The 23630-nt window shown below is 64.5% G+C and carries 21 protein-coding genes and 1 pseudogene; 13 read left to right on the top strand and 9 right to left on the bottom strand.

The features are described 5' to 3' along the window. Window position 1 precedes the first annotated feature (1 nt). From mdcE to mdcA, 5 genes are read right to left on the bottom strand one after another with little or no spacing between them, the layout of a single operon-like run. Window positions 2-793, bottom strand: a complete 792-nt coding sequence (gene mdcE, locus IMX18_RS09785; protein ID WP_137137538.1) for a biotin-independent malonate decarboxylase subunit gamma — start codon at window positions 791-793, stop codon at window positions 2-4. Further along, window positions 790-1638, bottom strand: coding sequence for a biotin-independent malonate decarboxylase subunit beta (locus IMX18_RS09780; protein WP_061305338.1), 849 nt, complete (start codon window positions 1636-1638; stop codon window positions 790-792). The genes mdcE and IMX18_RS09780 overlap by 4 nt, the downstream gene beginning before the upstream one ends. Further along, entirely contained in the window at window positions 1631-1930 is a 300-nt protein-coding gene (locus IMX18_RS09775) for a malonate decarboxylase subunit delta (RefSeq protein ID WP_015270607.1), read from the bottom strand. Before IMX18_RS09775 ends, IMX18_RS09780 begins: the two co-directional genes overlap by 8 nt. Window position 1931: 1 nt before the next feature. Next, window positions 1932-2876, bottom strand: coding sequence for a triphosphoribosyl-dephospho-CoA synthase (locus IMX18_RS09770; RefSeq protein WP_043935669.1), 945 nt, complete (start codon window positions 2874-2876; stop codon window positions 1932-1934). Continuing rightward, window positions 2876-4537, bottom strand: a complete 1662-nt coding sequence (gene mdcA / locus IMX18_RS09765) for a malonate decarboxylase subunit alpha (protein ID WP_015270609.1) — start codon at window positions 4535-4537, stop codon at window positions 2876-2878. The genes IMX18_RS09770 and mdcA overlap by 1 nt, the downstream gene beginning before the upstream one ends. A gap of 394 nt (window positions 4538-4931) precedes the next feature. On the opposite strand from mdcA, the gene IMX18_RS09760 reads away from it, so the two are divergent. After that, window positions 4932-6002, top strand: coding sequence for an enoyl-CoA hydratase/isomerase family protein (locus IMX18_RS09760; RefSeq protein WP_139657767.1), 1071 nt, complete (start codon window positions 4932-4934; stop codon window positions 6000-6002). 16 nt (window positions 6003-6018) lie between these two features. After that, entirely contained in the window at window positions 6019-7170 is a 1152-nt protein-coding gene (locus IMX18_RS09755) for an acyl-CoA dehydrogenase family protein (RefSeq protein ID WP_003258582.1), read from the top strand. A 162-nt stretch (window positions 7171-7332) separates the two neighbouring features. Here the strand turns inward: IMX18_RS09755 and IMX18_RS09750 are convergent, their stop codons facing one another. Next, window positions 7333-8265, bottom strand: a complete 933-nt coding sequence (locus IMX18_RS09750; RefSeq protein ID WP_217190117.1) for a LysR family transcriptional regulator — start codon at window positions 8263-8265, stop codon at window positions 7333-7335. 123 nt (window positions 8266-8388) lie between these two features. Between IMX18_RS09750 and IMX18_RS09745 the strand changes: the two genes are divergently transcribed. Next, window positions 8389-8652 (top strand): DUF2790 domain-containing protein, encoded by a 264-nt coding sequence (locus IMX18_RS09745; protein ID WP_217190118.1) that lies wholly within the window; start codon window positions 8389-8391, stop codon window positions 8650-8652. Window position 8653: 1 nt separating this feature from the next. Here IMX18_RS09745 and IMX18_RS09740 read toward each other — a convergent pair whose 3' ends face one another. Beyond that, complete coding sequence (locus IMX18_RS09740) at window positions 8654-9346, bottom strand: tRNA (adenine(22)-N(1))-methyltransferase (protein ID WP_015270612.1); 693 nt, start codon at window positions 9344-9346, stop codon at window positions 8654-8656. A gap of 136 nt (window positions 9347-9482) precedes the next feature. Between IMX18_RS09740 and IMX18_RS09735 the strand changes: the two genes are divergently transcribed. The 7 genes from IMX18_RS09735 (at window position 9483) to IMX18_RS09705 (ending at window position 18520) form a co-directional block, all read left to right on the top strand. Beyond that, window positions 9483-9863, top strand: a complete 381-nt coding sequence (locus IMX18_RS09735) for a RidA family protein (RefSeq protein WP_015270613.1) — start codon at window positions 9483-9485, stop codon at window positions 9861-9863. A 215-nt stretch (window positions 9864-10078) separates the two neighbouring features. Then, window positions 10079-12079, top strand: a complete 2001-nt coding sequence (locus IMX18_RS09730) for a peptidase U32 family protein (protein ID WP_015270614.1) — start codon at window positions 10079-10081, stop codon at window positions 12077-12079. 196 nt (window positions 12080-12275) lie between these two features. Further along, window positions 12276-13979: an amidase gene (locus IMX18_RS09725; protein WP_217190119.1), complete on the top strand. Its 1704-nt coding sequence runs from the start codon at window positions 12276-12278 to the stop codon at window positions 13977-13979. 245 nt (window positions 13980-14224) lie between these two features. Continuing rightward, window positions 14225-14899 (top strand): helix-turn-helix transcriptional regulator, encoded by a 675-nt coding sequence (locus IMX18_RS09720; protein WP_015270616.1) that lies wholly within the window; start codon window positions 14225-14227, stop codon window positions 14897-14899. Continuing rightward, complete coding sequence (locus tag IMX18_RS09715; RefSeq protein WP_217190120.1) at window positions 14896-15813, top strand: pyridoxal-phosphate dependent enzyme; 918 nt, start codon at window positions 14896-14898, stop codon at window positions 15811-15813. The genes IMX18_RS09720 and IMX18_RS09715 overlap by 4 nt, the downstream gene beginning before the upstream one ends. 333 nt (window positions 15814-16146) lie before the next feature. Next, window positions 16147-17244: a carboxynorspermidine decarboxylase gene (nspC, locus tag IMX18_RS09710; RefSeq protein ID WP_013972889.1), complete on the top strand. Its 1098-nt coding sequence runs from the start codon at window positions 16147-16149 to the stop codon at window positions 17242-17244. Window positions 17245-17275: 31 nt separating this feature from the next. Next, on the top strand, window positions 17276-18520 hold the full coding sequence (locus IMX18_RS09705; RefSeq protein ID WP_003248123.1) for a saccharopine dehydrogenase family protein: 1245 nt from the start codon (window positions 17276-17278) through the stop codon (window positions 18518-18520). A gap of 62 nt (window positions 18521-18582) precedes the next feature. On the opposite strand, the gene IMX18_RS09700 is transcribed toward IMX18_RS09705, so the two are convergent. Then, the gene (locus IMX18_RS09700) at window positions 18583-19446 is read right to left on the bottom strand and encodes a type 1 glutamine amidotransferase domain-containing protein (protein WP_061304585.1); all 864 of its coding nucleotides are present in this window, start codon (window positions 19444-19446) and stop codon (window positions 18583-18585) included. A 119-nt stretch (window positions 19447-19565) separates the two neighbouring features. Between IMX18_RS09700 and IMX18_RS09695 the strand changes: the two genes are divergently transcribed. The 3 genes and pseudogenes from IMX18_RS09695 to IMX18_RS09685 form a co-directional block, all read left to right on the top strand. Beyond that, window positions 19566-20501: a LysR family transcriptional regulator gene (locus IMX18_RS09695; protein ID WP_217190121.1), complete on the top strand. Its 936-nt coding sequence runs from the start codon at window positions 19566-19568 to the stop codon at window positions 20499-20501. A gap of 48 nt (window positions 20502-20549) precedes the next feature. Further along, window positions 20550-21887, top strand: a complete 1338-nt coding sequence (locus tag IMX18_RS09690; protein ID WP_100413557.1) for a UDP-glucose dehydrogenase family protein — start codon at window positions 20550-20552, stop codon at window positions 21885-21887. Then, window positions 21875-21958: pseudogene (locus tag IMX18_RS09685) on the top strand (NAD-dependent epimerase/dehydratase family protein); the annotation flags it as partial. The gene IMX18_RS09690 and the pseudogene IMX18_RS09685, both read left to right, overlap by 13 nt. 16 nt (window positions 21959-21974) lie before the next feature. Here the strand turns inward: IMX18_RS09685 and mqo are convergent. After that, window positions 21975-23552 (bottom strand): malate dehydrogenase (quinone), encoded by a 1578-nt coding sequence (mqo, locus tag IMX18_RS09680; RefSeq protein WP_023660582.1) that lies wholly within the window; start codon window positions 23550-23552, stop codon window positions 21975-21977. Window positions 23553-23630 lie beyond the last annotated feature (78 nt).

Here is a 23630-nt window from a genome sequence, read left to right as displayed (position 1 = left end):
CTCAAGCGCCCTGCCACTGGCGGCGCAGATGTTCGCGCACCTGGCGCGAGGCGCTGCGGTTTTCGCCCCCCAGCCGCGACGACAGGTCGCTCGAGCTGCCGATGTCGCGCACTGCATCTGCCAGGCAGGCACGTACCTGGGCGATGTCGGCACTGCTCGGAGTCTCGGCGCTGCCCACCGTCAGGCGGCGCCACAGCAGGCCCAGCGAGGCGTAGCTGGCCAGGTCATAGGCCATCGGCGGCACCTCGGCGGCCAGGGCTTCCAGTTGCTCGACGCTGCGCAGGGTGATGCGCGCCGCCGCCGCCTTGCCCATGGCGTGCACCATGACCCCGGCATCGTCCAGGGCTATCAGGCGCTGGGCCTGGTAACCGTGGGCCAGGAAGGCACCAGACATGGCCTTGCCGACCAGCAGGCCGATCACCGGGTGCCCGGCCAGCCGCGCCTGGGCATAGGCCTGTACCGCAGCGGCCAAAGCCTGGTGAATACCCAACGCCTCCTCACGGCGGCCATAGGCCTGGCTGGGCACGTCGATCACCGCGACGATGGCGCGCTTCTGGCCATGGCGGTCAGCCTCGACCGCTTCGCTCACGGCCTTGGCCAGCCCCCAGCCTTCCAGCAGGCCGACTTCGCCAGAGCGCGCCCGGGGGAACGGGTTGTCGGCGTCCGGCACCACGGCGATGAAACGCGCCAGGCGGTTGTCCAGTTCGCCATCGACTACCCGCAACGACGCGGGGTAGCCGGGCAAGGCTTGCCCGCCGGCCAGGCCCGGCAGCCAGTTCAAGGCACGGTTCATTTGGCTTCTCCTTGGTAAAAGTCACGCACGGCAGCGGCATCCAGTTGCGGGCAGCCATCGCCCAGCCGGGCCAGGCGTTCGAGGAACCAGGCGTGTTGACCGGCGCGATCCCTTGAAGGCTCGTCGAGCAATTGCAGCAAGCGTTCGCGCAAAACCTCGATGTCATCGGCCACACAGGCATCGACCAGGCCGCTGGCGTGGCGCTGCTCGCCGCCGGTCAAGCTCCAGATAAAGGGACGGTCCTTGGCATCGTATTCACCGATGCCCGCTTCCTGCTCGATTACCTGCGGGCCGTTGAGGCCCACGCGGGCTTCGCGGGTGACCAGCAAGTGGCTGCACAGGCCGGCGGCGATGGACATGCCGCCGAAACAGCCGACCGAACCTGCGACCAGGCCGACCACCGGCTGCCAGGCGCACAGCTCGACAATCGCCGCCTGTATTTCGGCAATCGCCGCCAGACCCAAGTTGGCTTCCTGCAGGCGTACTCCGCCGGTTTCCAGCAGCAGCACGGCGCAGGTGGGGATGCCGTTGCGGTTGTCTTCGATGGCCAGCTCCAGCGCACCGGCGATCTTGGCACCACCCACCTCGCCCATGCTGCCGCCCTGGAAACTGCCTTCGATGGCAGCGACCACAGCGTTTCGCCCGTTCAGCAGGCCCTTGGCGATGACCACGCCATCATCGGCCTGCGGCACGATGCCCTGGCGCGGCAGCCACGGTGACATCAACCGGTCGAACGGGCCCAGCAGCTCACGGAAGCTGCCCGGGTCGAGCACGGCGCGGGCGCGCTGGCGGGCACCCAGTTCGACAAAGCTGCGGCTGTGCAGCAGGCGTGCGATATCAGTCATGGGCGATCTCCTCGAAGCCTTGCTCCAGGCGCAAGCGCACCACGCCTGGGGTGGCACCAAAATCATGGATGTCGATGTTGACGGCCGGCCAGGTGCGGCCTTCGAACAGGCGCTGGAACAGCTGCGCCCAGCGGGCAGCGCTGCCGTTGACCGAAGTCACCACCTTGATTTGCAGGCTGCCGGCGGTGCCGGGCTCGATCAGCACTTCAAGGTCGCCGGAGCTGACGCAGCCCACCAGCGTGCGGCCACGCCCAGGGGCGGCGGCGGGGAATTGAAAGGTCAGGGTTTCCATGTCACAGGCTCCCGGCTTTGTCGAGGAACAGGCAGGCGGCCAGCAGATCGGCGGCGCCGCCCGGTGAGGCATTCAGCTGAAGCAGGTGCTGGTCCAGCCGGCGCAGCTGCCGCCGCCCGGCCAGCGTGGCGCTGCCGCCTTCGCTCAGCACGGTACGGGCGCCGTGCTGGACGGCAGCCAGCCCGGTCGGGCCGCTGCGCCAGAGCACGCAGGTATCGTTGAGCACGGCCATGATCGCCAGCAGCGCGTCGAGCCGGGCGTGGGGCTCGCTGGCACCTGCGGCGCGGCTGCGCTGCAGCTGTGGCAGGCCGTGACCGATAACCGCCGGGAAGCCTTGTTGCGCCTGTTCGCGGGCGCCGCCAGTGCCATAGCGGCGGCGTACCTGCAGGCCATGGCTGTCCTGGGTGGTCATGGCGGGGTCGTCGAACAGTGCGATGCGCCCGGCACGGGCAGCCAGGGTGTTGGTATCGGCCTGGGTGTCGAGGGCCTTGGATGCTACCAGCAGGCCGAGGGCCCAGATTGCGCCGCGGTGGGTGTTGACCCCACCGGTCGCGGCCAGCATCGCCGCCTCGCCTTCGCGGCCGAGCTGGCCCAAGGTGGCGCGCAGGGGCTGGCCGAGGGTGCCGATGGCCTGGGCGGCTTCGGCCATGTTGCGCAAGCATGGCCACAGGGCCAGGGCCGAGGCATGCATCAGGGCCAGGGTCATGTCGTGGTGGGCGCCATTGCCACGGCGGTCGACCAGGCCGGGTTTGGGGGACAGGTCGGCTTCGTCGATCAGGGCTTCCACGGCCAGGTCGGCCAGGTGGTCGGCCAGGGGTAATTCGGTTGCCTGTGCTGGCCTCTTCGCGGGCACGCCCGCTCCCACAGGGACCGCGCAATCTTCAAATGGATCACTATTCCTGTGCTCGCGAAGAATCCCACGCGGTTGCAAGTCGAGTGCTTTCATCACCAGCTCCTGAACCGTGCAGGCGGGTTGTAGAGGCCGCCGGACCATTCGACCAGGTCGGCGATGCTGCGCGCGGCCAGCAGTTCGCGGCTGGCGTCGGTGCGGCGGATGCCGAGGTCTTCGGGCAAGGCGACCAGGCCTTGCTGGCGCAGGCGCTGAGTGTCCTTGGGGTCGTGCCGCAGGCCGATGGCGGTAACCCCGGCCACGGCGGCGATCATCTGCTGGCGCTCTTCCAGGCTGCGGGCCTTGTACAGGTAGGCAATGCCCTCCTCGGTCAGCAGGTGGGTAACGTCGTCGCCGTAGATCATCACCGGCGCCAGCGGCATGCCGGCTTTCCTGGCCACTTCCACGGCATCGAGGGTTTCCACGAAGGTGGGCTTGCCGCCTTCCTGGTAGGTCTCGACCATCTGCACCACCAGCTTGCGACCGCGTTCGAGCATTGTTTCCGGCACGGTCATGTCGAGCCAGGCCGGGGTCGCATGGCGCCGGCCACGGGGGTCGTGGCCCATGTTCGGGGCACCGCCGAAGCCGGCCAGGCGGCCGCGGGTCACGGTCGAGGAATGGCCATCGCCATCCACCTGCAGGGTGGCGCCAATGAACAGGTCGACGGCGTACTGCCCGGCCAGCTGGCACATCATGCGGTTGGAACGCAGCGAACCATCACGGCCGGTGAAGAACACGTCCGGGCGCTGGGCGATGTAGTCCTCCATGCCCAGCTCGGTGCCGAAGCAGTGCACGCTTTCCACCCAGCCGGTCTCGATGGCCGGGATCAGTGTCGGGTGCGGGTTGAGTGTCCAGTTGCGGCAGATCTTGCCCTTCAGGCCCAGGGATTCGCCATAGGTGGGCAGGATCAGCTCGATGGCGGCGGTGTTGAAGCCAATGCCATGGTTCAGCGACTGCACCTGGTGCTTTTCGTAGATGCCGCGAATGGCCATCATCGCCATCAGCACATGCACCGGCTTGATATGGCGCGGGTCGCGGGTGAACAGCGGCTCTATATAGAAAGGCTGGTCGGCAACCACCACGAAATCGACCCAGGATGCCGGGATATCGACCCGTGGCAGGTCATCCACGCGGTCCACCAGCTGGTTGACCTGGGCAATGACGATGCCGTCGCTGAACGCAGCCGGCTCCACCAAGGCCGGGGTGTCTTCGGTGCTGGGGCCGGTGAACAGGTTGCCGTCGCGATCGGCCATGAAGCCAGCCACCAGGGTGACGTTGGGGATCAGGTCGACCAGCAGCCGCGAGTACAGCTCGATATAGGTGTGGATGGCACCGACTTCGAGCAGGCCGTCTTCCAGCAGTTGGCCAATGCGCAGGCTCTGCGGGCCGGCGAACGAGAAGTCGAGCTTGCGGGCGATGCCACGCTCGAACAGGTCCAGGTGCTCGGCCCGGCTGACGCTGGGCATGATCATGTGCAGGTCGTGCAGGCGGCCAGGGTCGACCTTGGCCAGCGCGCGGGAAAGGAAGTCGGCCTGCTTCTGGTTGTTGCCTTCGAGCACTACCCGGTCGCCGGGGGCCAGCAGCAGTTCCAGGGCTTCGACGATACGCTCGGTGGGCAGCACCACGCCGTCGGCGAGGTGGCGGACCCGGTCAAGGCGGCGCTGCTTTTCGGCGCGCCGCCGCGACCATTGCGGCGGTGGATTCTTGGTTGTTGTCATGGTGACTCCACGGGTTCGCTGTCGTGGGGGCCACCTTAGGGCTGGGGTGGTTACGCATCAATCAAGCTCAGGCACTGATCGTTACGGTCAGGGTAACGATTTAGCATATGCGCTGTCGCTCATGGCCCTATCGCAGGCAAGCCAGCTCCCACAGGTACAGCGCAGGCCTTGAAAGTTGTGCGGTACCTGTGGGAGCTGGCTTGCCGGCGATAGGGCCAGCCCGGCCAACCTGAAACCTTGCTAGAGTGGCGTTATCGCCACACAAGACAAAAATGCAGAATCCCCCTGCAGATTTGTCGATTGTGCAAGGCAAATTCGCATGACAGGATCCTGCGATCCTCCAGCGAACTCCAGACTTCACTTGGAAAATCAATAACAAAGCAGGGAGAACGCAATGACTGCGCACGCTCATACCTCGGCAACCGACCATGTGCTGGCCGAGGTCCGCAACCAGATCGGCCATCTGACCCTGAACCGCCCCGCCGGCCTCAATGCCTTGACCCTGGACATGGTCCGCAGCCTGCGCCAGCACCTCGACCAGTGGGCCGAAGACCCGCACGTGCACGCCGTGGTACTGCGTGGCGAAGGCCCGAAAGGGTTCTGCGCCGGTGGCGATATCCGCTCGCTGCACGACAGTTTCAAGGCCGGCGAAACGCTGCATGAAACCTTCTTCGTCGAGGAATACGCCCTCGACCTGGCCATCCACCGCTACCGCAAGCCGGTGCTGGTGCTGATGGACGGCTTCACCCTCGGTGGCGGCATGGGCCTGGCCCAGGGCTGCGACCTGCGCGTGGTCACCGAACGCAGCCGCCTGGGCATGCCCGAAGTGGCAATCGGCTACTTCCCGGATGTGGGTGGCAGCTACTTCCTGTCGCGCATCCCTGGCGAGCTGGGCACCTACCTGGGGGTCAGTGGCAGCCAGATCCAGGCAGCCGATGCACTGTACTGCGGCCTGGCCGACTGGTACCTGGCCAGCGACCAGCTGGCAGCCCTCGACCAGGGCCTGGACCAGCTGCACTTCGGCGACCAGCCACTCAAGGACCTGCAGAACCTGCTGGCCAAGCTCGGCACCCAGGTGCTCGACGATGCGCCGCTGGAAAAACTGCGCCCGGTCATCGACCACTTCTTCGCCCTGCCCGACGTGCCTGCCATGGTCGAGCAACTGCGTGCCGTGAGCATTGGCGACAGCCACGCCTGGGCGGTAGCCACCGCCGACCAGCTGGAAAGCCGCTCGCCGCTGGCCATGGCGGTTACTCTGGAGATGCTGCGCCGGGGTCGCCACCTGAGCCTTGACGACTGCTTTGCCATGGAGCTGCACCTGGACCGCCAGTGGTTCCAGCACGGCGACATCATCGAAGGCGTGCGCGCGCTGATCATCGACAAGGACAAGCAGCCACGCTGGAACCCTCCGACCCTGGCCGCACTGCACCGCCAGCGGGTCGACCAATTCTTCGAAGGCCTGTGAGCCCGGGAGTACACAGATGCAAGACCTGGAACTGAGCGAAGAACAGATCATGATCCGCGACATGGCCCGGGACTTTGCCCGTGGCGAGATCGCCCCGCATGCCCAGGCCTGGGAAAAGGCCGGCTGGATCGACGATGGCGTGGTACGCAAGATGGGCGAACTGGGCCTGCTGGGCATGGTGGTGCCGGAAGACTTCGGCGGCAGCTACACCGACTATGTCGCCTATGCCCTGGCGGTGGAAGAGATCGCCGCCGGCTGCGGCGCCACCGGAGCGATGATGAGCATCCACAACTCGGTGGGCTGCGGCCCGCTGCTGGCCTATGGCACGGCCGAACAGCAACAGCAGTGGCTGCCACGCCTGGCCACCGGCGAGGTGATCGGCTGCTTCTGTCTGACCGAGCCACAGGCCGGTTCCGAGGCGCACAACCTGCGCACCCGCGCCGAACTGGTGGATGGCCAGTGGGTGATCAACGGTGCCAAGCAGTTCGTCAGCAACGCTCGCCGCGCCGGCCTGGCCATCGTCTTCGCGGTGACCGACCCGGAGCTGGGCAAAAAGGGCCTGTCGGCGTTCCTGGTGCCCACCGACAACCCGGGCTTCAAGGTCGATCGCAGCGAGCACAAGATGGGCATCCGCGCTTCCGACACCTGCGCGGTCACCTTCGACAACTGCCGCATCCCTGCCGCCAACATCCTCGGTGAGCGTGGCAAGGGCCTGGCCATCGCCCTGTCCAACCTCGAGGGTGGCCGTATCGGCATTGCTGCCCAGGCACTGGGCATTGCCCGCGCCGCATTCGAGGCGGCGTTGGCCTACTCGCGTGATCGGGTGCAGTTCGGCAAGCCGATCAACGAACACCAGAGCATCGCCAACCTGCTGGCCGACATGCAGGTGCAGGTGAATGCCGCGCGCTTGCTGATCCTGCATGCCGCGCGCCTGCGCAGCGCCGGCAAGCCGTGCCTGTCGGAAGCTTCGCAGGCCAAGCTGTTCGCCTCGGAGATGGCCGAGCGGGTGTGTTCGATGGCGATCCAGGTGCATGGCGGGTATGGCTACCTGGAGGATTACCCGGTCGAGCGCTACTACCGCGATGCGCGGATCACGCAGATCTATGAAGGGTCTAGCGAGATCCAGCGGATGCTGATTGCGCGGGAGTTGAAGCACTACCCGCTTTAAAACCTTGCGCGATCCCTGTAGGAGCGGCCTTGTGTCGCGATAGGGCCGCATGGCGGCCCCAGCAATTTGTGCATCGAAGCTGACATCCTGGGGCCGCTTTGCGGCCCTTTCGCGACACAAGGCCGCTCCTACAAGGGCCAGCGTTAACCGCCCCGCACTCGGCTATCGCCAATAGCGCGAATCATCCACCACCCTGGCATGCCCCTCGAACAGTGCCGGCAACTGCTCCTTGAGGTAGTCGATCCAGGTGCGCACCTTGGCATCCAGGTAATGCCGTGACGGGTAAATCGCATACAGCGCGCTCTCGCGCAGGCGATACGGCGCCAGCAAACGGCACAACCGCCCCTGCTCGATCGCCTGGCTGGCGGTGTAGAACGGCAGCAGGCCAATGCCCATGCCCAGCTCGCTGGCCACCAGCATGGCGTCGGCGACGTTGGTGGAAAAACTGTCGTTCGGCGCGATCACGCACTGGTCCACCCCTTGCGGGAACACCCAGTCACCTTCGTACATCGGATAAGCCATGCGCAGGCAACGGTGCTGGTGCAGGTCTTCCGGGCGCTCTGGCACGCCGTGGGCCAACAGGTAGCTCGGCGCCGCGCAGGGGATGCTGAAAATGTTGCCCAGCGGCACAGCGATCAGCTGCGAATCCGGCAACGCACCGTCCACGGTAATCACCACGTCATGCCCTTCGGCCAGCGGGTCGGGGTTGCGCTGGGACAGGGTCAGTTCGATCACCACCTCCGGGCACAATGCGTTGTAGCCGGCCACCAGCGGCATCAGCAGCAGGCCCAGGCCGTGCGGGCAGTGCAAGCGCAGGCGGCCGCGGGGCGTGAGGTGCGCGCCACGGGCTTCACCCACCGCCTCTTCGGTCAGCAACATGATCTGCCGCGCGCGCTCGAGAAACCGCTCGCCCGCCTCGCTCATGCGCAAACGCCGCGTGGTGCGGTGCAGCAGGCGGGTCTGCAGCTGGTTTTCCAGCTCGGCAACGATACGCGAAACCTGCGCCGCGGAAATATCCAGGGCATTGGCGGCCGCAGCGAAGCTGCCGCATTCCACCACACGGGCGAAGGTACGCATGGCATGCAGCATGTCCATGAAGGTGCTCCTTGTTCGGTCTTATTCTTGCGTTACAGGCAGGAATCTATCACGGGTTAGCCCATTTATTGTGGATGACCAATGAATGGATCATTAGTCATACATTGAAAAAAGGAGCCTGCCATGAAAAGTTCGATCGCTGTCCTTGCTGTTACCGCTGCCCTCGCCTCGTTCGGTGCCCTTGCCGACACCGGCAGCAACCAGCCGGTCAGCAGCAGCAACTACGAATACGGCATGCCGCTGGACGTGGCCAAGGTCATCTCCATCACCCCGCCCAGCAACGCCGCCGACTGCCAGGTTGGTACCGCGCACATGGTGTATGTCGACCACCAGGGCCAGAAGCGCGAAATCGACTACCGGGAAATGGGCAACTGCTCGCAGCAGTGAGTCAGGCCAGCACCTCGGTGATCCAGCCGACCTGTTGCCTGAAGTCGTCGATTTTCGCCTGAGGCACCGCACCGCGGGCCCGCTCGAAGTTTGCCAGGGTCTGCTGCTTCTGCCGCAGCATGCGCCGCCACTTGACCAGAAACGCCTCGCTTTTCTCCTGCACCAGCACCGGGCCGAAGTACAGCTGTTCAGCGGTGTACGCCGCCCCGCCTGGCTCGGCGACGATGATCTCGTAGTCGAAGCGGTTCTCCCGCAGCAGTTCTTCGCTGACGATCCGGTAACCATTGCCCATCAGCCACTGGCGCAGTTCGCGCTCGGCGCCATTGGGCTGCAGCACCAGGCGCGTGACGCCACCCAGGCGCTGCTTGCCGGCCTCGAGGATCTCGCACATGGTGTCGCCACCCATGCCGCAGATGCTGATCACCGAGATGCGATCTTCCGGCTCGACCGCTGCCAGGCCATCGGCCAGGCGCACGCAGACCCGCCCTTCCAGGCCGTTCCTGCGCACGTTGCGCTGGGCCGAGGCGAACGGCGTCTGCGCCACCTCGCCCGCTACCGCCGCGTCCAGTATGCCGCGCAGCATCAGGGCCACCGGCAGGTAACCATGGTCCGAGCCGATGTCGGCCAGGCGCGCGCCTTGCGGTACTTGTGCAGCCACGCGCTCCAGGCGCCTGGACAATGTCTGTTCGTTCAACGTAAACCCCTGCTTTGCAATCGGCCGCGATTCTGACGGCGAACGCCACGCATTTCAAACACCGGGGCGCCCTCGACCGGGCCGGCGCGCTCGCGTAGGCTTGCCGCTTTCCTTCCGTAGCAAGGCAAAACACACCATGGCACAAGCAGACATCATCTACACCCCGGACCCGGACGCCGAGTCGATTTCTTCCGACGTTGCCGAATACAACGGCGTGCTGGTCACCACGCAGATCCCGACCCACGCTGATGGCAGCCTGGAGCTCGGCGGCATCGTCGAGCAGAGCGAGTGCACCCTGCAGGCACTGAAGGTGGCGCTGGAGAAGGCCGGCAGCGGCATGGACCGCGTGCTGCACCTGACCATCTACCTCACCGACATGGCCGACCGCGCGGCATTCAACGAGGTGTACCAGCGCTTCTTCAGCAAGCCCTGGCCGGTACGCGCCGCCGTGGGCGTGGCTGCACTGGCGTTCGAAGGCATGCGCGTGGAAGTGACCGCAATGGCTGCCAAGCGCTGACTTTTGCCTGAGGCACGATCCTTGTAGGAGCGGCCTTGTGTCGCGATGGGGTGCAAAGCACCCCCAGATTCTCAGCTCCGCAGCATATATTGCCGGGGCCGCGTTGCGGCCCTTCGCGACACAAGGCCGCTCCTACAAGCACCCCGATGATGCCGCCAGCCCGTTTCGCCGCTACAATGCCCGCCTAAACCGTGACAGCCCGAACCTATAACGACATGTCCCTTCCAAAGAATCACCTGGAACTGCTCAGCCCTGCCCGTGACGTGGCCATCGCCCGCGAAGCGATCCTGCACGGCGCAGACGCCATCTACATCGGTGGCCCTAGCTTCGGCGCGCGCCATAACGCCTGCAACGAAGTCAGCGATATCGCCGAACTGGTCGAGTTCGCCCATCGCTACCATGCACGCGTGTTCACCACCATCAACACCATCCTCCACGACAACGAGCTGGAGCCCGCGCGCAAGCTGATCCACCAGCTGTACGACGCTGGTGTCGACGCACTGATCGTGCAGGACCTCGGGGTGATGGAGCTGGACATCCCGCCGATCGAGCTGCACGCCAGCACCCAGACCGACATCCGCACCCTGGAACGGGCCAGGTTCCTCGACCAGGCCGGCTTCTCCCAGCTGGTGCTGGCGCGTGAGCTGAACCTGCAGCAGATCCGCGCCATCGCCGCCGAAACCGACGCCGCCATCGAATTCTTCATCCACGGTGCGCTGTGCGTGGCCTTCTCCGGCCAGTGCAACATCTCCCATGCGCAGACCGGCCGCAGCGCCAACCGCGGCGACTGCTCGCAAGCCTGCCGCCTGCCCTACACCCTGAAGGATGACCAGGGCCGCGTGGTCGCGTTCGAGAAGCACCTGCTGTCGATGAAGGACAACAACCAGACCGCCAACCTGGCTGACCTGGTCGACGCCGGCGTGCGCTCGTTCAAGATCGAAGGCCGCTACAAGGACGTGGCCTATGTGAAGAACATCACCGCCCACTACCGCAAGGAACTCGACGCCATCCTCGAAGGCCGCCCTGAGCTGGCCCGTGCCTCCAGCGGCCGCACCCAGCACTTCTTCGTGCCCGACCCGGACAAGACCTTCCACCGCGGCAGCACCGACTACTTCGTCACCGACCGCAAGGTCGACATCGGCGCCTTCGACTCGCCAACCTTCACCGGCCTGCCGGTGGGCGTGGTGGAAAAGGTCGGCAAGCGTGACATGCAGGTGGTCACCGAGGTGCCGCTGACCAACGGTGACGGCCTCAATGTGCTGGTGAAGCGTGAGGTGGTGGGCTTCCGTGCCAACATCGCCGAACCGCGTGGCGAATTCGAGGAAGACGGCGAGAAGCGCTACCGCTACCGCGTCGAGCCCAACGAAATGCCTGAAGGCCTGCACAAGCTGCGGCCCAACCACCCGCTGTCGCGCAACCTCGACCACAACTGGCAGCAGGCCCTGCAACGCACCTCGGCCGAGCGCCGCGTCGGCGTGCAATGGCACGCGGTACTGCGCGAGCAACGCCTGGTGCTGACAGTCACCAGCGAGGAAGGCGTGAGCACGCAAGTGGCACTGGAAGGCCCGTTCGGCCCGGCCAACAAGCCGCAGCAGGCGCTGGACCAGCTGCACGACCTGCTCGGCCAGCTGGGCACCACCATGTACCACGCCGACAGCATCGAGCTGGACGCCCCGCAGGCTTACTTCATCCCCAACTCGCAGCTCAAGGCCCTGCGCCGCGAAGCCATCGAGGCGCTGACTGCAGCACGGGTGCAGGCGCACCCGCGTGGCGGGCGCAAGGCCGAGACCACGCCACCGCCGGTTTACCCAGAGTCGCACCTGTCGTTCCTGGCCAACGTGTACAACCAGAAGGCCCGCGACTTCTACCACCGCCACGGCGTGCAGCTGATCGACGCAGCCTACGAGGCCCATGAAGAGCACGGCGAAGTTCCGGTGATGATTACCAAGCACTGCCTGCGCTTCTCCTTCAACCTGTGCCCCAAGCAGGCCAAGGGCGTGACCGGCGTGCGCACCAAGGTGGCGCCGATGCAGCTGATCCAGGGTGATGAAGTGCTGACCCTGAAGTTCGACTGCAAGCCGTGCGAAATGCACGTGATCGGCAAGATGAAAAGCCACATCATCGACCTGCCGACCCCGGGCAGCGCGGTGGCCCAGGTGGTTGGGCACATCAGCCCGGAAGACTTGCTGAAGACCATTCCGCGCGGGCCGCATTGATCGGTAGCCTGTAAGGGCCCTTTCGCGGCTAAAGCCGCCTGCATGGTGATACTCGAAGGGGTGGTGGGACGACTCGGGAAGACCCGACAATGCTCGCCTGCAAAAAACCGTTTGCCCCTGCGCAAACCTGCGCCCGCCAAGCCCTTCTTGTACACTCCTCGCATTAGCCCCCACCTGCACATTTTTTGGTGAACGCATGATCGAGGTAACCGAGGTTTCCATTGCCGAGCTGCGCGATGCGCTCGAGTCGGGCCGCACGACGGCGGTCGAGCTGGTCCAGGCCTACCTGGCGCGCATCGACGCCTACGATGGCGCCGACACCGCCACCGCCCTGAACGCCGTTGTGGTACGCAACCCCGAGGCGCTGAATGAGGCCGCAGCCTCCGACGCCCGTCGCGCTAAAGGCCAGGTCCTGAGCCCGCTGGACGGCATCCCCTACACCGCCAAGGACAGCTACCTGGTCAAAGGCCTGACCGCTGCCTCCGGCAGCCCTGCCTTCAAGGACCTGGTGGCCCAGCGCGACGCCTTCACCATCGAACGCCTGCGCGCCGCCGGCGCCGTGTGCCTGGGCAAGACCAACATGCCGCCCATGGCCAACGGCGGCATGCAGCGCGGCGTGTATGGCCGCGCCGAAAGCCCGTACAACGCCAACTACCTGACCGCACCGTTCGCCTCGGGCTCGTCCAACGGTGCCGGCACCGCCACTGCCGCCAGTTTCAGTGCCTTCGGCCTGGCCGAAGAAACCTGGTCCAGCGGCCGTGGCCCGGCATCCAACAATGGCCTGTGCGCCTATACCCCGTCGCGTGGGGTGATTTCGGTGCGTGGCAACTGGCCGCTCACACCGACCATGGACGTGGTGGTTCCCTATGCCCGTACCATGGCCGACCTGCTGGAAATCCTCGACGTAGTCGTAGCCGACGACGCTGACAAGCGCGGCGACCTGTGGCGCCTGCAACCCTGGGTGCCAATCCCGGCCGCTTCTACGGTGCGCCCGGCTTCGTATCTGGACCTGGCCATGGATGCCAGCGCGCTCAAGGGCAAGCGCTTTGGCGTGCCACGCATGTACATCAATGCCGATGCCGAAGCCGGTACTTCCGAGAAGCCAGGCATCGGCGGCCCGACTGGCCAGCGCATCCACACCCGCGCCACGGTGATCGACCTGTGGCAGCAGGCCCGCCAGGCACTGGAGGCGGCTGGTGCCGAAGTACTGGAAGTGGACTTCCCGCTGGTGTCCAACTGCGAAGGCGACCGCCCGGGGGCACCGACCGTGTACAACCGCGGCATCGTCAGCAAGGAATTCCTGCATGACGAGCTGTGGGAGCTGTCGGGCTGGGCCTTCGACGACTTCCTGCGCGCCAACGATGACCCCAGGCTCAACCGCCTGGCCGATGTCGACGGGCCGCAGATCTTCCCCCACGACCCGGGCACCCTGCCCAACCGTGAGGACGACCTGGCCGCTGGCATGGACGAGTACGTCAACATGGCCAAGCGTGGCCTGAAGACCTGGGACCAGATCGAGACCCTGCCCGACGGCCTGCGCGGCCTGGAGCAGACCCGCAAGATCGACCTGGAAGACTGGATGGACAACCTGGGCCTGGACGCGGTGCTGTTCCCCACCGTGGCCGACGTGGGCCCGGCGGATGCCGACGTCAACCCGGCGTCGGCGGACATCGCCTGGAGCAACGGTATCTGGGTGGCCAACGGCAACCTGGCAATCCGTCACCTGGGCGTGCCTACCGTGACCGTGCCAATGGGCGTGATGGCCGATATCGGCATGCCGGTGGGGCTGACCTTTGCTGGCCGGGCTTACAGCGACAATGCGCTGCTCAGCTTTGGTGCAGCCTTCGAGGCGACCGGGTCGCGTCGAATGATCCCGCCGCGTACCCCGCCCCTGGGCTGAGTACTGGGGCTGCATCGCCGCCTATCTACCTCGATCCGTGCGCAATTCCTGTAGGAGCGGCCTTGTGTCGCGATAGGGCTGCGAAGCAGCCCCAACAATCTGTGCATGTACGCTGAAAACCTGGGGCTGCTTCGCAGCCCTATCGCGACACAAGGCCGCTCCTACAGGGCTGTGCAGTCCACAACAGATCGCAAAATTCAACTTTATGTGTAAAAATACACAAAACGTTGATTTTGCGATCTGCCATGCCTATCACCCCAAGCGAAGAACGCCAGCTCACCCTCACCGTCCTCAAGGCCGCCATCCAGGCCCTGGGCAGCGTTGCCGCGCGCAACATGGAAATCCTCCTGCACGACCTCGACCACCCGGAACACTCCGTGGTGGCGATCGTCAACGGCCATCTTTCCGGGCGCAGCGTCGGTAGCCCAATCCTCGCCGCCCCGGAACAGGACCAGGGTTTCAAGGCGCTGATGCAGGCCTCGGCCGATCAGCACGGCTGCGAGCCGGTGGTGCTGCCCGACTACCCCACCACGCTGAAGGGCCGCACACTGCGCAGCGCCACGGCCATCTTCCGTGACAGCAGCGGGCACCCCTTCGCCAGCCTTTGCGTCAACACCGACGTCACCGGCCTGGACGCCGCCATGAACTTTCTTCAGCAGTTCCAGCCGCTGGGGGCCATACCTGCCGTCAGTGAACCCGCCGACATGGAACTGCTGATGAGCGAGATAATCCAGGCATCCCTGCAGCGCAGCGGCCAAGGGCGGATGAACAAGCAGGCCAAGGTCGAGGCCGTGCGCGTGATGCAGGAGCGTGGCCTGTTCATCGTCAAGGGCGGCGTGGAAAAGGCCGCCAGCGCCCTGGGTGTGACCCGCTACACCGTTTACAACTACCTCGAGCAATTGCGCGGAGCCAGCCAATGACCTTGCATATCCATACCCCCCTGATCGAGTCCCGCCCGCTGTCGCTGGCCGCGGACAGCAACGTCTGGCTCAAGCTCGATGCCCTGCAGCCCTGCGGCTCGTTCAAGCTGCGCGGCGTGGGCCATGCCTGCGAGGTGCACCATGCCCGTGGCGCTCGGCATTTCGTGTCTTCCTCGGGCGGCAACGCCGGCCTGGCAGTGGCCTATGCCGGGCGCAAGCTGGGCGTGCCGGTGACCGTGGTAGTGCCCGAGACCACCACCGAGCGGGCCAAGGACCTGCTGCGCCTGGAGGGCGCCAAGGTGGTGGTGCATGGCAGCTCCTGGCAAGAGGCCAACGCCCTGGCGCAGACCTTGGTCGGCCCGGATGACGCTTTCATCCACCCATTCGACGACCCGCTGCTGTGGGCCGGGCATGCCAGCCTGGTGAATGAAGTCGCCGAGGCCGGCGTGAAACCGGATGCCGTGGTGTTGTCGGTAGGCGGTGGTGGTTTGCTCAGTGGTGTGGTCGAGGGGCTACAGCGTAACGGCTGGGGCGATGTGCCGGTGCTGGCGGTGGAAACCGAGGGCGCGGCATCGCTGCATGCGGCCATGCAGGCGGGGCATTCGGTGGAGCTGGAACATATTGCCTCGGTGGCGACCTCGCTGGGGGCCAAGCGTGTGGCTGACCAGGCGCTGGTGTGCGTGCAGCAGCATCCGGTGCACAGCCACCTGGTCACTGACCGCGCTGCGCTGGAGGCGTGCGAGCGGTTCCTGCTGGACCATCGCGTGCTGGTGGAGCCTGCATGTGGGGCGGCTTTGGCGTTGGCCTATGCACCGGGCGCCCTGGCGCAGTACCAGAATGTGCTGGTGGTGGTTTGTGGCGGGGCTACCGCCACGCTGGAGCAGATCCAGGCATGGTTGCAGCAGGTTGATTGAGGTTGCCTGTACCGGCCTCTTCGCGGGCTTGCCCGCTCCCACAGGAACCGCGCATTTTCTGAGCCTCGCGCTAAACCTGTGGGAGCGGGTTCACCCGCGAACACCGGCGGAGCCGGTGCCATCCAATACAACACTCATCGGATTCTCCTTGCGGCACCCGGTTGCTGATTACGATAGTCACATGCCGCTGTTCTACTGAGCCCGCCGCAACCGGAAAAATCCTCTCGCAACAGCGTCAACCACGACGAAATGCGTAACCCACCCTTTCGGTCTGCGGCAAGTGAAGGCACAATGCGTGTCCTTTTTTTGGCCGGCCTGGCCGGGGGCCTTTAAATGATCAAGACGCCGTACTACCTCATCGATAAAACCAAGCTGCTGGGCAACATGGAGAAGATCGCCTACGTGCGCGAACACTCCGGCGCCAAGGCACTGCTCGCCCTCAAGTGCTTTGCCACCTGGTCAGTCTTCGACCTGATGCAACAGTACATGGACGGCACCACCTCTTCGTCGCTGTACGAGCTCAAGCTCGGCCGCCAGAAGTTCGCCGGCGAAACCCACGCCTACAGCGTGGCCTGGGCCGACGACGAGGTCGAGGAAATGCTCGAGAACTGCGACAAGATCATCTTCAACTCGATCGGCCAGCTACAGCGCTTCGCCGAACAGTCCGAAGGCAAGGTCCGTGGCCTGCGCGTCAACCCGCAGGTCAGCAGCTCCGACTACCTGCTGGCAGACCCTGCCCGCCCGTTCAGCCGCCTGGGCGAATGGGACCCGGCCAAGGTCGAACAGGTGATCGAGCAGATTTCCGGCTTCATGTTCCACAACAACTGCGAGAACGGCGACTTCGGCCTGTTCGACAAGATGCTCACGCACATCGAAGAGCGCTTCGGCCACCTGCTGCACAAGGTCGAGTGGGTCAGCCTCGGTGGCGGCATCCATTTCACCGGTGAAGACTACGCGCTGGACGCCTTCTGCGCGCGCCTGAAAGCCTTCTCGGAAAAGTACGGCGTGCAGGTGTACCTGGAGCCGGGCGAAGCGGCCATCACCAACAGCGCCTCGCTGGAAGTGACCGTGCTCGACACCCTGTACAACGGCAAGCACCTGGCCGTAGTCGACAGCTCGATCGAAGCGCACATGCTCGACCTGCTGATCTACCGCCTCAACGCCAAGATGGCCCCCAACGACGGCGCGCACACCTACATGGTCTGCGGCAAGTCGTGCCTGGCCGGTGACATCTTCGGCGAATACCAATTCGATCGTCCGCTGGCCATCGGTGATCGCCTGTCGTTCGTCGACGCGGCGGGTTACACCATGGTCAAGAAAAACTGGTTCAACGGTCTGAAAATGCCATCCATCGTGGTCAAGCAACTCGACGGCAGCGTCGAAGTGGTGCGCGAGTTCGGTTTCGAAGACTACGTTTCCAGCCTGTCGTAAGACCGGCTTTCAGTAAGGAGCAAGGGATAAATTGAAGAAGAACGTTCTTATCATTGGTGCAGGAGGTGTCGCCAAGGTGGTGGCCCACAAGTGCGCGCAGCATAACGACGAACTGGGTCGTATCGCCATCGCGTCACGGAACATCTCCAAATGCCAGGCCATCATCGACAGCGTCAAGGCCAAGGGTAGCCTCAAGGTACCCGCCGACATCCAGGCCTTCTCGCTCAATGCCCTCGATGTCGAGGCTACCAAGGCGCTGATCCGCGAGACCGAATCGCAGATCGTGATCAACGTTGGTTCCGCCTTCCTCAACATGTCGGTGCTGCGTGCCTGCATCGATACCGGTGTCGCCTATCTGGACACCGCCATCCACGAAGAGCCGGGCAAGATCTGCGAGACCCCGCCGTGGTACGGCAACTACGAGTGGAAACACCTCGAAGAGTGCCAGGCAAAGAACATTACCGCCATTCTCGGCGTCGGTTTCGACCCGGGTGTGGTGAACAGCTACGCCAAGCTGGCGCAGCAACAGTATTTCGACAGCATTGACTCGATCGACATCCTCGACGTCAATGCCGGTTCGCATGGCAAGTACTTCGCCACCAACTTCGACCCGGAAATCAACTTCCGTGAATTCACCGGGCAAGTGTGGAGCTGGCAGAACAGCCAGTGGACCAGCAACACCATGTTCGAGGTCAAGCGTACCGACGACCTGCCGGTGGTGGGTTCGCAGAACCTGTACCTGACCGGCCACGATGAGGTTCACTCGATTTCGAAGAACCTCAACGTGCCGAACGTGCGTTTCTGGATGAGCTTCGGCGAGCACTACATCAACGTGTTCACCGTGCTGAAGAACCTGGGCCTGCTCTCCGAGCAACCGGTGAAAACCGCCGAAGGCCTGGAAGTGGTACCGCTGAAAGTGGTCAAGGCCGTGCTGCCGGACCCCGCCTCTCTGGCCCCGGGCTACACCGGCAAGACCTGCATCGGTGACCTGGTCAAGGGCACCAAGGATGGCCAGCCGCGCGAAGTGTTCATCTACAACGTGGCCGACCACGAAGAAGCCTACGCCGAGACCGACAGCCAGGGTATTTCCTACACCGCCGGTGTACCGCCAGTGGCTGCCGCCCTGCTGGTCGCCCGTGGCGAGTGGGATGCCAAGCGCATGGTCAACGTCGAGGAGCTGCCAGCCGAGCCGTTCCTCAAGGCACTGGACGTCATGGGCCTGCCGACCCGCGTCAAGGATGAAAAAGGCGATCGTCCTTGGGACGCTGAAGCCTAAGCAGCAAAGCAGAGGGGGCGCCATCAAGGCGCCCCCTCTGCTTTTGCAGGCCACGTGTAAGTCTAGATGCCCTGGCCAGAGGCCTTTGCCTGCTGAGCCAGCTTTTCCAGCAATACCTTGGCCAGCGCCTTGTCCGAGAACGGGTTCTGCCCGGTGATGAGTTCGCGGTCCACCACCACATTGGGTTGCCAGGCCTTGGCGTAGCCCATGTCGCCCCCTGCCATTGCCATGGCGTTGGCCGGGTAGAACAGCAGCCGCTGGTCCTTGAGCGAACCTTCGAATACCTGCTCCTCCGGGTCGGAGAAAATGGTCATCTTGTAGCCCTTGTACAACCAGTCGGTGGCTGCCGGCTTTTCACCACGCGCCAGCGCCGACTGGTAGCTGGCCGGGTCCTGCTGGGCCGAGAGCAAGGCGATGGGGCCGTGGCAGATCGCGGCTGTAGGCTTGCCGGCTTGATGGAAATGCCGCAGCAAGGCGCCCACGTCCGGGTTGTTGGCCAGGTCGATCAACGGCGCATGGCCGCCGGGGATGAACAGCCCGGCATAGCGGCCCAGGTCACCTGCCAGTACTTCTTTCACCGACAGGGTATCGTCAATGCCCGGCAAGCCTTGCACGACCTTCTCGATCCGGCGCATCTCCACCGCATCGCCGGCAAAGTAGCTCGGGTCGATCGAACGCTGGTCGACACTCGGGGCATTACCCTTGGGGGTAACCAGCACCAGCTTGTAGCCAGCCTTGAGTAACTGGTCGGCAGGCACGCCGAATTCGTTCAGGTAGTAGCCGGTGGCGTAGCGCTTGCCGTCCTGCAGGGGCAACTGGTGCTCGCTGGACAACAGCACCAGCACCTCTCCCTTTGCCGCAGCGTGGGCGCCGGTGGCAAGCAGGGTGCTGGCAACAGCCAGGGCAAGCCGGGACATCTTGGTCATGCAACAATCTCCTGATCAGGCAAATAGAGCTGTCCGCTCATGTTGGCGGGGATGCGTTCATGCTAACGGCAAGGCTATGATTCGATAATTCGAAAGCTCTCATGCCTGTGATCCAGAAAATGAATATCTCCAACAAGGACTTCAACCTGCTGTACCTGTTCCATGTGCTGTACCAGGAACGCAACGCCACCTTCGCCGCCCAGCGCATGGCGCTGAGCCAGCCGGCCCTAAGCCACAAACTCAACAAGCTGCGCCATCAGTTTGGCGACCCGCTGTTCGTGCGCGCGCCCAGGGGCCTGACCCCGACGCCACGCGCCCACGAACTGGCGCCTGAGGTAGAACGCCTGGTCGTGGGCCTGGAAGGTTTTTATGAGCGCTGCGAAGGGCAGGACTTCCTCGCCCGCCCTGCCCGACTGCACCTGTACAGCACCGATTATGTGGAGCAGACCCTGTTGCCCAGGCTGCTGCCGATCCTGCGTAGCCAGGCACCGAACCTGACGCTGGTCACCTGCAACACCCGCGGTCTGCTGCCTCGCGAAGAACTGGAGAAAGGCACCTGTGACCTGGCCGTTGCCGGGTTCTACACCGACCTGCCGGAAACCTTCCACCAACAGCGCCTGCTCAGTGAACCCTTGGTAGTGCTGGCCTCGCGCAGCCATCCAGGCCTGGAAAACGGCCTGGACCTCGATACCTTCCTTGCCAGCGACCACCTGCTTACCACCCTCACCGGCGACCTCGATGGCCTGGTCGACCGCGCCTTGCGCAGCCAGGGCATGCAACGGCGGGTCGTGGCTGGCCTGTCGAGTTTCCTGGCTCCCATGCGCCTGCTGCGCGGCACCGATCTGCTGCTCACCTGCCTGCGCTCACTGGCCACCGAAGCCGTCGAACGTGACGACGACCTGCTCATGTACCCGCTGCCGCTGACATTGCCAGCGATCGAGGTGATGCAGATCTGGCACGAACGCACCCACGCCGACCCCCTGCGCCGCTGGTTTCGCCAACAGCTGTGGAACGTCGCCCAAGAGGCAGCCGCCTGCGCGAGTAACAATTTCTAAACAACGATGTGACATTTTTTTTCAGCTTTCTCGCCAAGGAGCTGTCAGATGAAGGTCACGGTTTTCGGTACCGGCTATGTCGGCCTCACCCAGGCAGTGTGCCTGGCCCAGGTGGGCCATTCGGTGTTGTGCATGGATGTCGACGCCGAGCGGGTCGCCAGCCTCAATGCAGGCCATTGCCCGATCTTCGAGCCCGGCCTTGCGCCGATGCTGGAGAAGAACCTGGCGTGCGGTCGCCTTCGCTTCACCACCGACGCCAGCGAAGCGGCCAACTACGCAAAGGTGCAGTTCATTGCCGTCGGCACCCCGCCTCAGGCCGATGGCAGCGCCGACCTGAAGCACGTGTTCGCCGTGGTCGACAGCATCCTCGAACATGCCGATGGCCCCAAGTTGATCGTCAACAAATCCACCGCGCCGGTTGGTACGGTGCACCGCATCAAGGCGCGCATCGCCCAGGCCGTGGCCGATACCAGCCGCTTCCGCGTCGTCAGCAACCCCGAGTTCCTCAAGGAGGGCTCGGCGGTCGATGACTGCATGCGCCCGGAGCGCATCATCATCGGTGGCGCGGAACCCGCCGAAGTAGAGCTGCTGCGCGAGCTGTACCTGCCGTTCAGCCGCAACCGCGAAAAACTGATGGTGATGGACGCGCGCAGCGCCGAGCTGACCAAGTACGCGGCCAACTGCATGCTGGCGACCAAGATCTCGTTCATCAACGAAATCGCCAACCTGGCCGAGCATCTGGGCGCCGACATCGAACTGGTGCGCCGCGGCATCGGCTCGGACCCGCGCATCGGCTACGACTTCATCTATGCCGGCTGCGGCTTTGGCGGCTCATGCTTCCCCAAGGACCTGCAAGCCCTGCGCCGCAGCGCCGAGGCCGAGGGCTTCGAACCACAGTTGCTGCGTGCGGTGGAATCGGTCAACGAGCAGCAAAAGAACCGGCTGTTCGGCAAGATCCAACGCCACTACCCACGCGGCCTGCGAGGCAAGGTCTTCGCCGTGTGGGGGTTGTCGTTCAAGCCCAATACCAACGACATTCGCGAGGCCTCCAGCCGAGTCTTGCTGGAAGCGCTGTGGGCCGCCGGCGCGCGGGTGCAGGCCCATGACCCGCAGGCCATGGAGGAAATCCAGCGGCACTATGGCGCCCGCGCCGACCTGCAACTGGTACCGTGCAAGGACGACGCGCTGCGCGGCGCCGATGCCCTGGTGATCGTCACCGAATGGCAGGAATATCGCGTGCTCAACCTGGACAAGGTGCCGCAACAACTGGCCGACCGGGTGGTGTTCGACGGGCGCAACCTGTTCGAACCCGAGCACATGGCCGCCGCCGGCCTGACTTACTACGGCATCGGCCGCGGCCAGGTGCAGCCAGCATGCCCGTACTGATTACCGGTGTGGCCGGCTTCATCGGCGACCACATTGCACGGCGCCTGTGCGAAGCAGGCATCGAGGTGGTCGCCGCATGGTACTTTGCTACGGCGTAACGGCGCCCTCGGGAGGATTCAGTTGCAACACCTCGTTGGTGTATGCCCACTCCTTCTGCACCTGGTCCGGGTGGTCGTTAAGGCGGATGCCGTAGGACGGGATGATCTGCCTGATCTTCGCCTGCCACTGCGGCGATGCCATCTTGTCCTTGAACACCTTGCTCAGCACATCGAGCATGATCGGCGGCGCGGTCGAGGCGCCAGGCGAAGCACCCAGCAATCCTGCAATGCTGCCATCCTTGGACGTCACCACTTCAGTGCCGAGCTTGAGCACACCACCCAATGCTTCGTCCTTCTTGATGATCTGCACCCGCTGGCCCGCCTGCCACAGCCGCCAGTCCTCCTTCTTCGCCTCGGGGAAGTAGGTGCGCAACGCTTCGAAACGGTCATCGTCAGATTGCAGCACCTGGCCGATCAGGTACTGCACCAGGTCGAACTCGCGCACCCCAACCCTTACCATCGGCCAGGCATTGTGCACACTGGCGCTGGCGAACAGGTCAAGCAGCGAGCCCTGCTTGAGGAACTTGGTCGAGAAGGTGGCGAACGGCCCGAACAGGATCATGCGCTTGCCATCGAGCACACGGGTGTCCAGGTGCGGCACCGACATCGGTGGTGCGCCGGTGGCGGCGATACCGTAGGCCTTGGCCATGTGACGCTGGGCGATGGCCGGGTTGTCGGTGACCAGGAACGAACCACCGACCGGGAAACCGGCATAGTCCTTGGCCTCCTCGATACCCGACTTCTGCAGCAGTGGCAGCGCTGCACCACCTGCGCCGATGAACAGGAACCTGGCGTCGGTGGCCGCATTGCTGCCGTCCTTGAGGTTCTTGTATTCGACATGCCAGGAGCCGTCGTCGTTGCGGGTGATCGCCTGCACTTCGGTCGACAGCTTGAGGTCGAAGTTCGGCCGGGTCTGCAGATAGCCCACGTATTGCCGGGTGATCTCGCCAAAGTTGACGTCGGTGCCGATCGGCGTCCAGGTCACGGCCAGTTTCTGGTTGGGGTCGCGGCCCTCCATCATCAACGGTACCCACTTGCGGATCTGCTCGTGGTCCTCGGAGTACTGCATGGGCTTGAACAACGGACTGGCCTGCAGCGCCTCGTAGCGCTTCTTCAGGAAGCGAATGTTGTCGTCGCCCCAGACGAAGCTCATGTGCGGGGTAGTGTTGATGAAGGAATGCGGGTTCTTCAGCACGCCCTGCTTGACCTGCCAGGCGAGGAACTGACGGGTGACCTGGAACGACTCGTTGATCTCCACCGCCTTGCTGATATCGACCTTGCCGTCCTTCTCCGGGGTGTAGTTCAGTTCGGCCAGGGCCGAGTGGCCGGTACCAGCGTTGTTCCAGCCGTTGGAGCTTTCTTCGGCGACCTTGTCCAGGCGCTCGACCATTTCCATCGACCAACCCGGCTCCAGCTCATTGAGCCAGACGGCCAGGGTTGAACTCATGATGCCGCCGCCCACCAGCATGACATCGACCCTTCTGGTTTCCGCGGCCTGGGCATCGAGCATGCCGAATGCCAAGGCCAGCCCGGTCAGCGCCAGTACCGGCTTGATGGTGATCCTCATAACCTCCCCCTTGCCTCGTTGCTATCCGTAAGTCAGCCACAAGCTTAGATGACGGATTTGGTCGGGCGTGGCTAGTGC

This window comes from Pseudomonas shirazica (genome assembly GCF_015168335.1).
Taxonomy (GTDB): domain Bacteria; phylum Pseudomonadota; class Gammaproteobacteria; order Pseudomonadales; family Pseudomonadaceae; genus Aquipseudomonas; species Aquipseudomonas asiatica.
This window is presented reverse-complemented; position numbering and strand designations above follow the sequence as displayed.